The organism is Shewanella sp. 4t3-1-2LB (assembly GCF_017368415.1).
Lineage (GTDB): Bacteria > Pseudomonadota > Gammaproteobacteria > Enterobacterales > Shewanellaceae > Shewanella > Shewanella fodinae.
Map to the genome: position 1 here is coordinate 1 of NZ_JAFNJD010000004.1, position 14,162 is coordinate 14,162.

General features: G+C 48.9%; 16 protein-coding genes. 9 read left to right on the forward strand and 7 right to left on the reverse strand.

Annotation, left to right across the window (positions count from 1 at the left end):
• Positions 1-268: DP-EP family protein (locus J3L11_RS02895; RefSeq protein ID WP_207569944.1), on the forward strand; the 268-nt coding region annotated here is incomplete at its 5' end.
• A 419-nt stretch (positions 269-687) separates the two neighbouring features.
• On the opposite strand, the gene J3L11_RS02900 is transcribed toward J3L11_RS02895, so the two are convergent.
• On the reverse strand, positions 688-1,698 hold the full coding sequence (locus J3L11_RS02900) for a transposase (RefSeq protein ID WP_207569945.1): 1,011 nt from the start codon (positions 1,696-1,698) through the stop codon (positions 688-690).
• A gap of 479 nt (positions 1,699-2,177) precedes the next feature.
• On the opposite strand from J3L11_RS02900, the gene J3L11_RS02905 reads away from it, so the two are divergent.
• The 3 genes from J3L11_RS02905 (at position 2,178) to J3L11_RS02915 (ending at position 4,410) form a co-directional block, all read left to right on the forward strand.
• The gene (locus tag J3L11_RS02905; protein WP_133038422.1) at positions 2,178-2,729 is read left to right on the forward strand and encodes an outer membrane beta-barrel protein; all 552 of its coding nucleotides are present in this window, start codon (positions 2,178-2,180) and stop codon (positions 2,727-2,729) included.
• Between the two features lie 437 nt (positions 2,730-3,166).
• Positions 3,167-4,120, forward strand: coding sequence for a sensor domain-containing diguanylate cyclase (locus J3L11_RS02910; RefSeq protein WP_207569946.1), 954 nt, complete (start codon positions 3,167-3,169; stop codon positions 4,118-4,120).
• 11 nt (positions 4,121-4,131) lie between these two features.
• Positions 4,132-4,410, forward strand: coding sequence for a hypothetical protein (locus tag J3L11_RS02915; protein WP_207569947.1), 279 nt, complete (start codon positions 4,132-4,134; stop codon positions 4,408-4,410).
• On the opposite strand, the gene J3L11_RS02920 is transcribed toward J3L11_RS02915, so the two are convergent.
• Entirely contained in the window at positions 4,367-5,014 is a 648-nt protein-coding gene (locus J3L11_RS02920) for a histidine phosphatase family protein (protein WP_207569948.1), read from the reverse strand. The genes J3L11_RS02915 and J3L11_RS02920 overlap by 44 nt on opposite strands.
• A 204-nt stretch (positions 5,015-5,218) precedes the next feature.
• Between J3L11_RS02920 and J3L11_RS02925 the strand changes: the two genes are divergently transcribed.
• Both J3L11_RS02925 and J3L11_RS02930 read left to right on the forward strand, forming a co-directional pair.
• Positions 5,219-6,349, forward strand: coding sequence for a 5-methyltetrahydropteroyltriglutamate--homocysteine S-methyltransferase (locus J3L11_RS02925; RefSeq protein ID WP_207569949.1), 1,131 nt, complete (start codon positions 5,219-5,221; stop codon positions 6,347-6,349).
• An 85-nt stretch (positions 6,350-6,434) separates the two neighbouring features.
• Positions 6,435-6,869 carry a YhbP family protein gene (locus J3L11_RS02930; RefSeq protein WP_207569950.1) on the forward strand — a complete coding sequence of 145 codons (435 nt, stop codon included), beginning with the start codon at positions 6,435-6,437 and terminating at the stop codon, positions 6,867-6,869.
• On the opposite strand, the gene J3L11_RS02935 is transcribed toward J3L11_RS02930, so the two are convergent.
• On the reverse strand, positions 6,866-8,149 hold the full coding sequence (locus tag J3L11_RS02935) for an MFS transporter (protein ID WP_207569951.1): 1,284 nt from the start codon (positions 8,147-8,149) through the stop codon (positions 6,866-6,868). The two genes, J3L11_RS02930 and J3L11_RS02935, sit on opposite strands and share 4 nt — an antisense overlap.
• A 264-nt stretch (positions 8,150-8,413) precedes the next feature.
• Here J3L11_RS02935 and J3L11_RS02940 point away from each other — a divergent pair, with 264 nt between their 5' ends.
• Both J3L11_RS02940 and J3L11_RS02945 read left to right on the forward strand, forming a co-directional pair.
• Positions 8,414-10,744 carry a hypothetical protein gene (locus tag J3L11_RS02940; protein ID WP_207569952.1) on the forward strand — a complete coding sequence of 777 codons (2,331 nt, stop codon included), beginning with the start codon at positions 8,414-8,416 and terminating at the stop codon, positions 10,742-10,744.
• An 83-nt stretch (positions 10,745-10,827) separates the two neighbouring features.
• Positions 10,828-11,382, forward strand: a complete 555-nt coding sequence (locus tag J3L11_RS02945; RefSeq protein WP_207569953.1) for an NADPH-dependent FMN reductase — start codon at positions 10,828-10,830, stop codon at positions 11,380-11,382.
• Positions 11,383-11,495: 113 nt separating this feature from the next.
• On the opposite strand, the gene J3L11_RS02950 is transcribed toward J3L11_RS02945, so the two are convergent.
• On the reverse strand, positions 11,496-12,068 hold the full coding sequence (locus J3L11_RS02950) for a YbhB/YbcL family Raf kinase inhibitor-like protein (RefSeq protein ID WP_207569954.1): 573 nt from the start codon (positions 12,066-12,068) through the stop codon (positions 11,496-11,498).
• A 182-nt stretch (positions 12,069-12,250) separates the two neighbouring features.
• Here J3L11_RS02950 and J3L11_RS02955 point away from each other — a divergent pair, with 182 nt between their 5' ends.
• On the forward strand, positions 12,251-12,580 hold the full coding sequence (locus J3L11_RS02955; RefSeq protein ID WP_207569955.1) for a hypothetical protein: 330 nt from the start codon (positions 12,251-12,253) through the stop codon (positions 12,578-12,580).
• 232 nt (positions 12,581-12,812) lie between these two features.
• Here the strand turns inward: J3L11_RS02955 and J3L11_RS02960 are convergent, their stop codons facing one another.
• The 3 genes from J3L11_RS02960 to J3L11_RS02970 are packed head-to-tail and all read right to left on the reverse strand — an operon-like array spanning position 12,813 to position 14,160.
• Entirely contained in the window at positions 12,813-13,481 is a 669-nt protein-coding gene (locus tag J3L11_RS02960; protein WP_133038432.1) for a GNA1162 family protein, read from the reverse strand.
• On the reverse strand, positions 13,478-13,843 hold the full coding sequence (locus J3L11_RS02965) for a DUF4810 domain-containing protein (RefSeq protein WP_133038433.1): 366 nt from the start codon (positions 13,841-13,843) through the stop codon (positions 13,478-13,480). The genes J3L11_RS02960 and J3L11_RS02965 overlap by 4 nt, the downstream gene beginning before the upstream one ends.
• A complete protein-coding gene (locus J3L11_RS02970; RefSeq protein WP_133038434.1) occupies positions 13,843-14,160 on the reverse strand; it encodes a hypothetical protein in 318 nt (105 codons plus the stop codon). Before J3L11_RS02970 ends, J3L11_RS02965 begins: the two co-directional genes overlap by 1 nt.
• Positions 14,161-14,162: the final 2 nt, after the last annotated feature.

Below are 14,162 nucleotides of genomic sequence, written 5' to 3' on the forward strand. Positions count from 1 at the left end.
AACTGTGACAAAGCCAACAATTATCATTTATAAACTTATTAATCTTGATTTAGCTCCTAAGGGATTAAGATTTATTGGTGCTGGTTTTAAAACACCATTTGATGGTGTCATTGAAAATAGCTTTGTTAGTGAAAATGGTGACTCCTTAGTTTTAGAAGATCTTTGTAAAGATAATGGTGTAACTGGCTTTCATCTTTTATTAAAAGCTGATAAAAATAACTTGGTGATTATGAGCCCTGACCCTCAGGTTATTAATAAAGAGGTATAAATAAAGCAATAGTCGAGACAGATATATTTTGTCTCGACTATTTTAGACGATAATATGAGGAAGAGATAATATGAGGACAGGCATGATAATATGAGGACAGGCATCATTTTTGTGGACTATTTATAGGATAATATGAGGAGAAGAGATAATATGAGGAGAGATAATATGAGGACAGGCATCATTTTTGTGGACTATTTATAGGATAATATGAGGACAGGCATCATTTTTGTAGGCTATTTTTTAGTTCGATCTTTTGTTGTTAAATCGCTTTTAGGTGAGAAATGAAGCCGTTTAGTGTCGTTTAGTTAGTATGACGACGATATAATCGGTGTAATCGCATAATTTTGGGTAGACGAAGTGGGTGAAACGCCGCGCTAATTTCACTGGTTACTGATGAACAGCTGGTTTATCTGTTTGTGTTACTGATATAGCTCACTGCTGTATTGTTTACCGCGACACCATTTGCCACCTTGGCGGGTTTTGAATTCACACATCGCCGCCCAACTGCCACAAGCGCGAGCGTATTGTTTGCTGAATTCGGTAGCACTGCGCATCCAAGCGTCTGACGCTATTCCCAATTGTTGTAATAGCTTGGGTGCTGTTTCGGCAATAGCGCCGCGTTTGTCGGTGCGGACAGCGCGCCCGGTCCAATCAATCAGTTCCAAGTAATCAGCAAAGTGAAACGGAATGCCTGATTGTGTGGCAGTGTGAGTAGCACCGTCAAAATCTAATAGTGGTTTTAATGGGGTGGTTTTGTGCGGTGATGTGGGGTTATCTGGCTGGACTTTTTGCTGCTGCTCTTTAATCCGCGTTTGAATAGAAGTGAAATCTGAGTCTGTAATGCTATCGGCAATCCCCGCGCGGATAGGGTTTAAATCAACATACATCATGCAAGTTAACAGTGCTTGCTCATCAAGTAGCGCTTGCGACTTAAAGCGGCCTTCCCAAAATACGCCGGTGCAGTTGTCTTCTTTATTGGCTTTGCGGGCTATTTCTTCGTTTAGGCAGCGCATAAACCAACTGATGTCAGCGAGGCGTTTACGCCACTCCTCAATCAACGCATCCAACTGTAATAGAAGTGTTTTATCGAGCTTGTCACCTTTGAGAAAGCGAGCTACCAGCATGGGTGGATGGAATAACTGTGTCCAACGTTCGATGACTTCCAAAGAACTTAATACCTGCTGGCGTTCTGCATCAATTTTTAGCACCAGATGATAGTGATTATTCATCACCGCATAGGCACAAATGTCGATGCAAAAAATAGCGGAAAGCTGGCGGATTTTGGTGGCTATCCACTCGCGACGATGTTCATAACTGCGGCCAGTTACCGCATCTTCACCACAGAGAAATGCACGGCGGACACAACGGTTTATGACATGGTAATAAGGGGTTGATGCAACATCAATCAAACGACGGCGGGCAACGGTCATAACACACTCCTTGTTGTAGTAACTTCACTCCATGTGAATGACTCAGCGTAGTTGATACCTGTCAACACTGCAAATTGGTGGCTGTCCCAACAATTTTGGTGGCTGTCCCAACAATTTTACCAACAATTTTAATGTGAATAGGCCCAGATAAGCTAAATCTCAAGGCGGCGATTAGTCGCCTTGGATTTCTAAGACAAATATTTTTTATAATCAAACCACCACCCAACCGTTGCTGTAAAAAGTGGTAATAACTCCGCTTGTATAATCCGCTGTGCATAGCCTCATCTTGGCGTTTCTCTACTCAAATACCCAATCTGTACACTGTTGGCACTGGTTGTGACGTGACGATTTACAGAGAACTCATTGCTGATTTTGCGATTTTTATCAATAGCTAAGCTCAACATTGTTTAACATCTTCACGGGGGCTGCTAGTATTTGCAGTCTATCTAGATGGATAGTTATTGATATAAGGAAATTTCATGCAGTACAGCAAGATTGCTTTATTTATTCCAATCGCGGGTTTGCTTTCATTTGCGGCGGTGGCAGATGAGTCATCTCAGAAAGTTGATAGTCAGTTTTATCTGGCGGCTAACGTCGGTTATGGCACAAACCTGACAGACGGCCTCGATGATAACAAAGCCGTGTATGGTGTTACCGCGGGTATTCCATTAAATGCCATATGGGCAGTGGAGTCAGATTTCCACTATTGGCCCAGCAGTAACGAAGGTATTGATATTGACGTCTATGCCATAGACGTAGCGATGAAAGCCAGTTACCCCTTTACGCCAACGGTGCAGGGTTTTGTAAAAGCAGGTTACAGCTATCTACATGCCAAAGTCGAGGTGAACTATGTTGGCGATGGCTTCTCCCTATCGGGCTCAGCGTCAGATAACGAATATAAACCCGTTGCCAGTATTGGGCTAAAAGCCGATTATGGCCGCTATTTCACTACACTTGCGTACAACCATTTCTTTGCTGATGATCCTTACGATATCAGCTCAGTGACCATTGGTTTTGGTTATAAGTTCTAGTTGAGCTTGGCGGACACAGGCCCGACGTGCTACTGGCACATTATGGCCTGTGTTCACATGGTTTAACTGACAAACAGCTGTGGCACCTCATTCATCATCCGCCGTCAATATTGGCTGTATTCTTCCCCTTGCATTAGCGCTATCAAAAATCTTGTACTTCCGCTTTGGTTAACTTCACCCATAATCACGACCGTGTTGCATCTATATATGGGCAAACCAGCCTAATGATTTTTGATATGTGGCAAGTATGGGATGTCAAAAATTATGCTTACTTAATGGCAAATGCTGTCTGTAGTCGCTTTAATCATAAAAAATAAAGCTATTTATATCAGCATGTTACACGGTAAGGTTGGCAGAAGGTAATTGCCGAGCGGAGTTTGTAGCCTAACCCTGAAAACTGTGTCTGTTGCCAGGCATGAATAACAGGGAGAACGACGATGTCTTCACAATCAAACTCAAAACCGTCTATCACTATCGTTGACGAGGTGATACCCGCGGGAATTGCACAAGCTGCTAATGAAGTAGACATGCTGCAACTGTTATTGGAGCGGCTACAGCAACCCACGTTGCAGTTGGACTTACAAGGCACAGTGGTTTATGCCAATAAGGCGGCGCTATCGTTATTTGCATCCACCACCGAGATGCTAGTAAGTAAGCAATTACACTCGTTTCTGGCCTCACCGTGGTCAGCTTTTTATCGTAACTGCTTTGAGCAGTACGGCGATCCGCAAGCATTGGTGCACAGTGCCTCAGAAATGATGATCGATATCAACGAAACCGCAGTACCCGTGAATATGTCACTGTCGTTTATGCCGGTAAAGCAACCTTGTTTGCTGGCGACTTTTCAAGATTTGAGAGCGCAAAAAGCCGAAATCCAACGGTTGCATCAACTGGCATCTACCGATGCGTTAACCGGGCTGGCAAACCGCCGGGCCTTTTTTGAGACCTTGCAGAAACTCTGGGAACAATGCACCACAACGCGCGACCCAATTTCGATAGTGATTGTGGATGTGGATCACTTCAAACTGTTTAACGACCGTTTTGGTCATATTCAGGGTGACCGTTGTTTGCAGCAGGTGGCCTATGCGCTGCAACAGGCCTTGCCGGATGAAGATTGTCTGGCCGCGCGTTATGGCGGTGAAGAGTTTGCGCTGATCCTGCCGGGTATGAATGGAGTGCAGGCTAAAACTATTGCCGAAGGCTTGCGTGAGCGGATTTCGCAGATTAATTGTGGGGAATTGGCGGGCAAATCGGGGATCACCGTGAGTCAGGGGATTGCCGCTGAGGTCAATGGTCAGTTCCGTACCCCAGAAGCGCTACTGTTTGCCGCCGATACCGCACTGTACCGGGCGAAGAAAGATGGCCGCGATCGGGTTAACTTGTCTAACTGAACGCAACGATTATGGATTGGCATTTTATCTTTAGTCGTTCATCACCCCAGTACCGAGTAGCTGCGTTTTTGTGGTTGCAACGACGCCGATATGAGCATTCGCCAGAAGCCGCTGCCGCACAGTTATGGCAGGCGTGTTGCCACAACGATCTCAGTAAGGTGTTGCTAGGCGATTTATGTTTGTGCCACGCACATAGCGGTTGCCACAACACCGAGGATAACGAGTTTATTGCGCGGCTGCTGAGTGCTATTGATGCACGGCTAATTCAAGCAGGTCAGGCGCGACGTTGAGTTTTTTTAGGTCGCCGTGCCGATAATAGTAAAACGCATCCTGTGGCCGTTCCAGTTGCCAGATCTCTTCATAAGGCAACTGTAACAACAATGCCCGCAGTATCATGCCGGTCAAGCCGTGGCTGATGACTATCAGTCTGTCATTGGCGTGCAGTTCTGCCAGCCAATGGTTGAGACGCAAACGGATGGCCGTAAACTCTTCCCCTTGTGGTGCCTTTAAATACCAGTCTGGTTGTTGTTGCAGTTGTGGCTGTGATGCCAGAATTTCGTCGATATGACACTGTTCCCATTGCCCTAATCCGACTTCCTGTATGCGTGCATCGGTGCGGATATGTTCACTGCTGATGCCAAGACCGGCACAAACCCGTTCCGCTGTTTGCAGCGCCCGCCCTAGGGGGCTGCTGACAACTTGCCACTGCTGGACATCACGGATGTGCTGTTTGAGGGTAACGCCCATGGCATAGGCCTGACGTTCGCCTAGGGCGGTGAGTGGTGAATTACATTGTCCTTGCAGACGACGCTCGGCATTAAAACGGGTCTGACCATGACGCAGGAGATAAAGTTTGGCAGGCATTAGCGCGTATATCTTGATTAAAAGCTGCATAGTGCCGCCGCCGTTGTGCTCAGGTCAAGGCTTTCGTGGCCACCATTACTATCATCCGCGCTGCTGAAAGTTTTTCATGATCAATACGGCAGTTGCTGAAACTTATTCAACTAAGCCGATATCTGCAACGCTATGACTGCCCTGAGTTGTAGCGCCAGTGCTAGCATGTGCTGGTCTAGTATTTCTACCCTCGTCGGAGGAACCATGAGTTCAGTTGTCCCGTTGCCTTTTCGCGCCGAGCATGTTGGCAGTTTTTTACGCCCGGGTTATCTGTTACAAGCCAGAGCGGCGTTTGCCAGCGGCGGCATTGATGCGGCGCAACTGCGACAAGTGGAAGACCGCGCCATTGCCGAGGTGATTGGCATGCAACGGGATGTGGGGCTGAAAGTGATTACCGATGGTGAATTTCGGCGTACCTATTTCCATGTGGATTTTCTGCGGCAGTTAGGGGGCGTTGTCAGTGAAGAACCGCGCACCATTACCCGTGACGACGGCAGCTTGGAATTAGCGCCGCCGGTTATCAAAGTGATGGACAAAGTGCGCCATGTGAAGAATATCCAATTGGCAGATTTTGTGTATCTACAGCAGCAGACGCAAGCATTAGGTAGCGCGCTGGTGCCCAAAGTGACTTTGCCATCACCGACCATGCTGCATTTTCGTGGTGGTCGGGCCGGGATCAGCCAGCAGGCGTATCCCCAATTGGAACCTGAATTCTATGAAGACGTAGCCAAAGCCTATGGCGCCGAGTTGCAGTCATTGGCGGATGCGGGTTGCCGTTATGTGCAGATGGACGATACCAATCTGGCTTATCTGTGTGACGAAAAAATGCGTGAAGCGGCGCGTAGTCGCGGTGATGACCCTAATGAACTGCCGTATCGCTACGCCGATTTTATTAACCGGGTAGTGGCTTATAAACCTCAAGGCATGACCTTGGGCATTCACTTGTGCCGTGGTAATTTCCGCAGCACTTACGCGGCAGCAGGTAACTATGAGCCGGTGGCGGAAGCACTGTTAGCCAAAATGGAGCTGGATGCGTTTTTCCTCGAATATGACGACGAGCGCTCGGGTGATTTTCGGCCACTGCGTTATCTGCCCAAAGGTAAACATGTGGTATTGGGGCTGATCACCAGTAAATTTGGGCAGATGGAGTCAAAAGATGCCATCAAGCGCCGTATCGATGAAGCCGCCCGTTATGCACCGTTAGAACAGTTATCGCTGTCGCCACAGTGTGGTTTCTCGTCAACGGTGCATGGCAATAACATCGCCTTTGACGAGCAGCGCCGTAAGCTGGCACTGGTGGTAGACATTGCGAACGAAGTCTGGGGCGATGCTTAACGCCCGCCGTAGCGGTGTGTGGGGAGTTGGGGACTGTGGCGGTTATGTTTTATGATGGCGTATCTTCATTGATATCGGAGTCATAATGACCGCCGCGGCCGCAGCCATCACCCAATATTTGCAACAGCAACATGTGCTAACGCTTTGTACTCAGGATCAGCAAGGCCTGTGGTGTGCCAGCTGTTTTTATGTGTTTGATGCTGCAACCATGTGTTGCTATCTGATGACCGCCGACGACAGCCGCCATACGCAAGCCATGCTGGCTAATGCGCAGGTTGCAGGCACCATTGCCGAACAAACAGAAGCGGTGCTGTACATTCAGGGCATTCAGTTTACCGCCATTGCCGCTAAAGTCGCTGCAGCTGATATAGCGGCAATCAAAGCGCGTTACTGTCAGCGTTTCCCTATCGCTAAACTCAAGTCCGCACCGCTGTGGCAGTTGCAGTTGCAGACGGTAAAAATGGTGGATAACCGTTTGGGGTTCGGCAAAAAACACCAATGGCAACGGCAACCGACTTAATCGCTATAACGTCTGACATGGCGAAACAGATAAGCCGTTGCCAGACCCAGCAACATCATGCCCCAGGCAAACACTGCCATGCCCCAGCGATGTGCATGCAATAATGCCAGCAGTGCCAATGGCATAATGCTGGAGCAGACAGAATAGGTCAGGTTATACACCAGCGAAATTCCGGTGACTTTAACCGCAGGCGGGAATAGCTGCACCACGATTGCAGGCACCGCGCTGATAATACCGCTACAGAGTCCGGCAATCGCGTATCCCAACAATAAGGTTTTTGGCGGAGCATCCAGCACCAGTGTCAGCACCGAGGTGCCAACAGCCAGCAACACGCTATAGAGCGCGACAGTTTGCCAGCGCCCGAACAGATCTGCCAATTTCCCGGCAATTACACAGCCCACATTCAGGAACAAAATGGCGATACAGCTGATTTCAAAGGTGGTGGCTGCATCCATGCCATAAAACTTTTGCAGTGCAATGGGCGTAACGACGACCGTCATCACCACCGCCGACACTAACATGGCGGTCAGCAACGCTGCCGGGAGCGCTGCATATTTGTGCTGACGAAATACCGCAGACAGCGGCAGTTTTTGCACTAATTGTTGTTCCTTTTGTAACGCCATAAATACCGGTGTTTCGCTGAGCCATTGCCTTAGCCACACCGAAATAAAGCCAAAGATACCGCCAATGATAAATGGGATACGCCAGGCCCATTGTTGTAACTCGGCATCGGACACATTGCGGGTGATTAATGTAGCGGTTAATGCCGCCAGCATGTAGCCCAACGTCAGCCCGGCTTGCAGTAGTCCCAAGGCATAGCCGCGATGCGGCTTGGGCGAGTGCTCGGCCACAAATACCCAAGCGTTGGGGACTTCACCGCCCAACGCTGCCCCTTGAACAATCCGTGCCAGCAACAACAGTAATGGAGCCCAGACGCCAATTTCGGCATAGCCGGGTAATACACCAATCAGCAAACAGGGCATTGCCATAAACAATACCGTGAAATTGAACATGTGTTTGCGGCCAAATTTATCGGCGAAATGCGCAATCACAATACCACCCAGTGGCCGCGCCAGATAACCGACTGAGAAGATCACCAGACTTTGTACCAGCCTTAACCACTCTGGAACTGAGGGCGGAAAAAATACATCAGCGATGGTCACCGATAAAAACACAAAGATAATAAAGTCATAGACTTCCAACGCACCACCGAGCACTGATAGCGCCACAATGCGGTAATCGCGCAGAGAAAATGGAATGGTTTGCAGCTGTTCTGACATGCCTTGTCCAATGCTAAGACTGCCAGCAGTGACTGGCAAAAAGCGCATAATAACGGAATCTGGGCTTTTCCCCAATTACCACACCACACAACCCCAATGGGGGCCAACCAAACAGCTGGGAGGGATTTGATGTTGCAATTGGTTAATTTTATATGGTATACGATATAAAATTATTATGTTAACGCTTACTAAATAAAGCACCTGTGCGGGTATTACCCGTTAGATAGTAACTGACGCATACAACCAATCATTCGGGGAGAGCAGATGGACAGAAGGCACTTTTTACAATCTGTGGCATTAACCACCGCCGCCGTGGCTGTGGGCAGGCTGCAGGCGGCGACTTCTCAACCGGGGCTGGCCGCCAGTCCGCGACTACAACCACTGACGCCATCGCAACTTGAGGGTTTTACCCCTATAGGTGAATTTGAGGAACTGGGGCTGAGTTGGTCGGTATATGAAGATCTGCGGCAACCTGACGGGTCATTGGCGATGTGTCATGGTCAACAAGTGTTAATGCTGAGCAAACGCCTGGAGGCGACATTCGCCACCGACCAGCCATACTATTTAGGCATGTCATTGGCAGAAGTCGCGATGGCAGATGCGGATTTACTGGCAGATAAACTGCTCGCAAAGGGTGAGCCGGACGAGCTGCAAGTGCGCAGCGTGGCGCCACCATTGGCGTCCAAGCTCAATGCTGAAGATTATGGTGGTCGTTTGCCTTGGAACAGTTTTATTGGGACTCGCCAATGTGACGATACCATGATGGTTTATCCCAACGGCCGCACCCGCACATATCATCCGCGGCAGGTGCTGAAGGGCTGTGGTGATGATGCGCTGGCGGCTAAACGTTATGAGGGGTTGTTGGGGGGCTGGTTACCGGCAGTCCATAAAGTGATCCCAATCAGCCACAACCGCTACTATGACCTGCTGGTATTTGCCGATGTGGATGCCACCGACCGTTTTATCACCCAGACTTGGCATCGTTCCGCATTGATTGAAGATGGCAAAGTCAGCGAGGTGCATTATGGTTACAGCTATCCAGCTTATCCGCCTAGACGACAGCCACCGGCGGCAGCCGATTTTTACCGGGCATTGCTGCGTTTTAGCGGCTATTGGCAGCAATTGTTGCACGATTGCGCCAGCGTCACCTTACCCGATCAAAGTTGGGGCGATATGGTGCAGTTTGCCTTTGCCCGCGAACAGATTGTGCGTCCTGACGGCGTCTATCCAAAGTACGGCGCAGTGGATCGCGATTATTATGGGCAGGAGTACGACGGCTTTCAGGATACTTTCACCAGTTCGCTGTATGCCAATCTGGAGTGGGGCCGTTTTGCGCAAGCTGCTGCGGTGCTGGATGGCTATTTTAGCGATTTTGTCGCCGATGACGGCATGATCAACATGCGCGGCCCCGAAACCGCCCAGTTTGGTTTGACCTTATCGCTGCTGGCTCGCTACTACCGTTACACCGCGGATAAAGCCCTGCTGCAGAAGCATCGCCACAAAATTGCGGCCACTGCCAGTATTTTGCTGGAACTGCATGATGTCAGTTTGCAACTGCCACAGGACGATCCGGGCTATGGGCTGATCCACGGCTGGAATGAATCCGATGCTTGCCTGTTTGAAGATCCCACTATCTGGTGGAAACCCTATTTTGCCAACACTGCCATGACGGTGCGGGGACTAAATGATATTGCTGCCGTTTGGGGCAAAATAGGCGGTGAACGTTCACTGGCGCAACATTGGCAACAGCGCGCTAAACAACTGCATGGGCGGCTGGAGCAGAGCATTCGTGCCAACATTCGCCACGACATGAAGCCCCCCTACATCGGCCCACTTCCTGGGGCCAAATTGACGTTTCGTCAGGCGCTGGCGCAGCAAAACCCTAGCGAACAGGGCTGGCCGCATCGCGCCTATGCAGAGTTGCTGCACGCGGATGTGTTGCCAACTGAGCTGTCGCATTTGGTGATTAACTGTATGCGCGCCTATGGTGCCACCAGCATCGGGGTGGTAGCGAATATCACCGCCGCCAACGAGCACGAACGTAATTTGCTGGGCTTTATCTCATACGGTTATGCGCGGCAGTTGTTGTCACTCGGGCGAGTGGATGAGTATCTGCTGTTTATGTACGCCCATCGTTATCATGCCCATACGCCTGGCAGCTGGACAGCGGGCGAGGTGACTGATATCACTGGGGGTATGCCATTATTTTGTATGCCCGCACAGCTGACAATACCATTATTGCTGCGTTGGGCGTTGGTATTTGATGATGATCAGGGACTGCATCTGGCCAAAGCGCTGCCCCATGCCTGGTTGTTCAGTGGCAAGCCAGTGAGTTGTGAACCGGTGCCCACACCTTGGGGTAAAACTGGCCTGAGTTTGCAATATGATCCGCAGTTACAGCGGCTTGATGGCAAACTGGCACTGCCAGAAAGACAACCGCAGGCGTTGTGGTTGACGCTGCGATTACCGCAAGGAAAACGCTGGCAAAAATTGCAGGTGGGCGACCAGGTGTTATTGCCGCAGGGGCCTGCGGGTGACCGTTTTAATCTTAAAGGGTTGCGAGGCAACGTTTCGCTGCAAGCGTTGCTCGCATAAGCGTTTAACAGAACCGTGTGACAGTGCCCCTGGCTCCAGCGTATGATGCGATTAAGTCGAGCCGCTAACATGGAGTCAGGTTTATGAGTGAAAAACCCTTAAAGTTTGTCACGCTGGTTGGTAGTCTGCGTAAGGATTCTCTGAATGCCACCGTTGCTCGGGCATTGCCGCAACTGGCCCCTACCAATGTAGAAATTGCGCCTTTGGGTTCTATTGGTGATTTTCCGCTGTATAACGCCGATGTGCAGGAAGCTCAGGGTTTTCCCGAGGCAGTGCTACAGATGGCGTCTATGATTGCTGAAGCCGATGGGCTGATTATTGTCTCTCCTGAATATAATTACTCTGTCCCTGGGGTGTTGAAAAATGCCCTCGACTGGTTATCGCGGGTAACACCTCAACCACTAGATGGCAAGCCAGTGATGATTGAAAGTGCCTCTCCTGGCGTGATTGGTGGCGCGCGGATGCAGTATCACCTGCGGCAAATTCTGGTATTTTTTGATGCTAAGGTGATGAACAAGCCAGAAGCCATGATAGGGCAGGCGATGGGGAAAATCAGTGAAGGCAAACTCACCGATGCCGCGACGCGCGAGTTTTTAGGTAAACAATTACAGGCGTTCGCCGATTTTGCCGCGCATTGATTTTACTACGCATTATCGAAGCAGAATTGGCGATATATACGCGGCGGTGTGTTGCGCGTGGTAGTTAGCTGACAGCATCAGCAAAGGCTTACTGATGCCGTCAATGTTGAGTGTCACTGCTGCGCCGCACGGCCGTAGTAACCGGTGAAGCTGGCTTTGGCAATTGCATTGGCGTTAATCATAAAACCACCTACAGCAGCGGTAGCCTCAGCCGGGACTTCCAGTTTGGCGGTTTTCAACGCATAAAGGGTAAAAATATAGCGGTGAGGTTTATCGCCCACCGGTGGACAAGTGCCACCCCAGGCTTTGACGCCATAGTCGATGCGAACCTGGCTGGCTCCCGGTGGTAAGCCTTTATCGCCCAAAGCCCCGGCATTGGCAGGCAGATGCGTTGTGGTCGCGGGAATATTAATAACCATCCAGTGCCACCAACCAGAACCAGTAGGCGCATCTGGGTCGTAAACTGTCAGTGCATAACTTTGGGTCGCTGACGGGGCGCCACTCCAACGCAGTTCTGGCGATTGGTTGTCACCATGGCAACCAAAGGTATTGGCCTCAAAACGGGCGGGAATGATGGCGTTGGGGCTAATATCAGGACTGCTCAGAGTAAACTCGTCGGCATGGACGGCAAAGAGTGAGCTGGTCAGCAGTGATAGGCTGGCACAGATACATGCGATGGTTTTCATAGGTACTCCAGATAGCAATAATTGAATCCTAACCATTGTGGGCGGTAACGGCGATTAAAAGCTTACCTGCTAAGTGCAGGCATCGGTCACGCCCCAAACTTAATGATTGGTGTATCATCGTCTGCTAAATTTGCTCAGACAGCAAGACTATCTTGCTGAATCAAATATAGAAAGGTAACAGAATGACGTCTCTGGCTCACTACATCGATGCTATTCACCAGCGCAGCGCGGTGATTGTAGGGCAACAGCAGCGGGATTTGTCGTATCAAGATGATGGTGTAACGGTGACGGCCATTGATACCCAGTATCACTTTGCCGATGGTGTGGTGGTGCAACATCAGTATGAAAAAGATGATGTCGAAGATGAGCAACTGTGTGCCGAATGCTGGAGTACCTACACGGTTGTCAGCGCCCCTGCAGATATCACTATCACCCCTCAGCGCAAAGCGTTTACTAATCATTGCCAGGAACTCTTCTGGCTGAAAACCCTGCGGATGCAGCAACGTGATTAATTTGTGGCAGCATGGCCGTTTCTGCAAGTCTTCTTGTGTGGCATCTCAGTATTGATGATGGCGAGATTTTACCGTAGTTAAAACTTCACTGATATTCGTGGAGAAAACTAAATAAAACAAACAATTAATCATGTTTCATGATGCGGTACTTCAGGTTCATCCTTCAATCATAGTCGCAGGGGTGACTGTCCAGTATTGCACTAAGACAATCGCCCCAAGGAAGATATTGCGCTTAGTTCACTTGTTTCTGTTCAAGAATTTTGACTGTACCATCTTTGTCATAGAGCGGACTGTATTTGCCAGCGGGAAGTGTATTGACCACCATCCCATTAACGGTTCTGGCAATTGGAACATAGTCAGTTATGGCGGTGCTGATCGCCGTTGAAATAAGATCAGCAATTAAGTTACCGCTATTGCCGGAAGTGTTATAAACGATGGTATTACTGTAATGCCAAAGTTCCTCATTGCTACTAGTTGATACTAAACGGAACGACGCACCTACAGTAACGTTACCACCAGTAACATAGTAATTTGTATCCCATTGATTAATAGTGACAAATAATATCGCGTCAGCACCAAACAATCCATGGAACTTGGTGGCATCAACCTTCTCTAATTGCTCGCCGTCAACCACCCCTTGCTGTTGAAGCAGCATATTAGTAATTGGTAGCGGCAGTACATAGTATCCAGCCTCTGCCAGCGGGGTCGCTATGGTTGTTGAATACAGTTCCGGTGCATCGGCAGCGGTTGAATGATTAATTGCTGGCACCACTAATATTGACAGTGGATGTTGTTGGTACATCAGGGGATATGCGGCCTGCTTAGTAACATAGTTGGGGGTCGCACAGCCTGTCAGCAAGGATGCTGTGGTGATTAATAGTAATAGAATTATGTTTCTCATAATGAACGAGCATCCTTGTGTAGATCGTTTATCAGCTTGTCCATAAGCGGTGCTGACTCAGGGAACAAGCTTTTTTCTTGATTAAAATACTGTAGTGCTAGTTTCGGTGAATTCTGAGCTTGTAGCATACCTAATTCTGCACAAATGCCTGGTGGAATTTTCTTATGTTGCGCTACCGCATTTTCAACGATAGCTGTGAGTGATTGCACATGTGCTTGACGGCTGCTTTCGCTGGGCGATTTTTGATATTCATATGCAGTCTGTGAGTAATTACCCCAATAATAAATACTGTTATTATTGGCCGCACAACCGCCAAGTACTATCAACGCTAATGCTACGAGTATTGTGTTATGTTTTCTCATCAGGGGATCCGTATTTCAAAAGTATTACCGTTAGTCACAAAAATATTGCGCTTAACTAACGTTTCACCGTTCTTATGGATTTCAACTAAATGGTTGCCAGTTGCCACCACAAACTTAATTACCGTTTCATCTTTCTCCTTGTAACTAGCAACCCCATCTAAATTTATCGCTGGCTGTTGATCTAAAACCAACTGTGCTCCTGCCAGACTGCCAGTTAATTGGAGATAAGCTTTGTCATCTACCTGAGTTGTGGTTTCATAATGGGAACTACAAGCGCTTAGAAAAAGCGTGATGGCTATGAGAAATATTTTTTTCATGG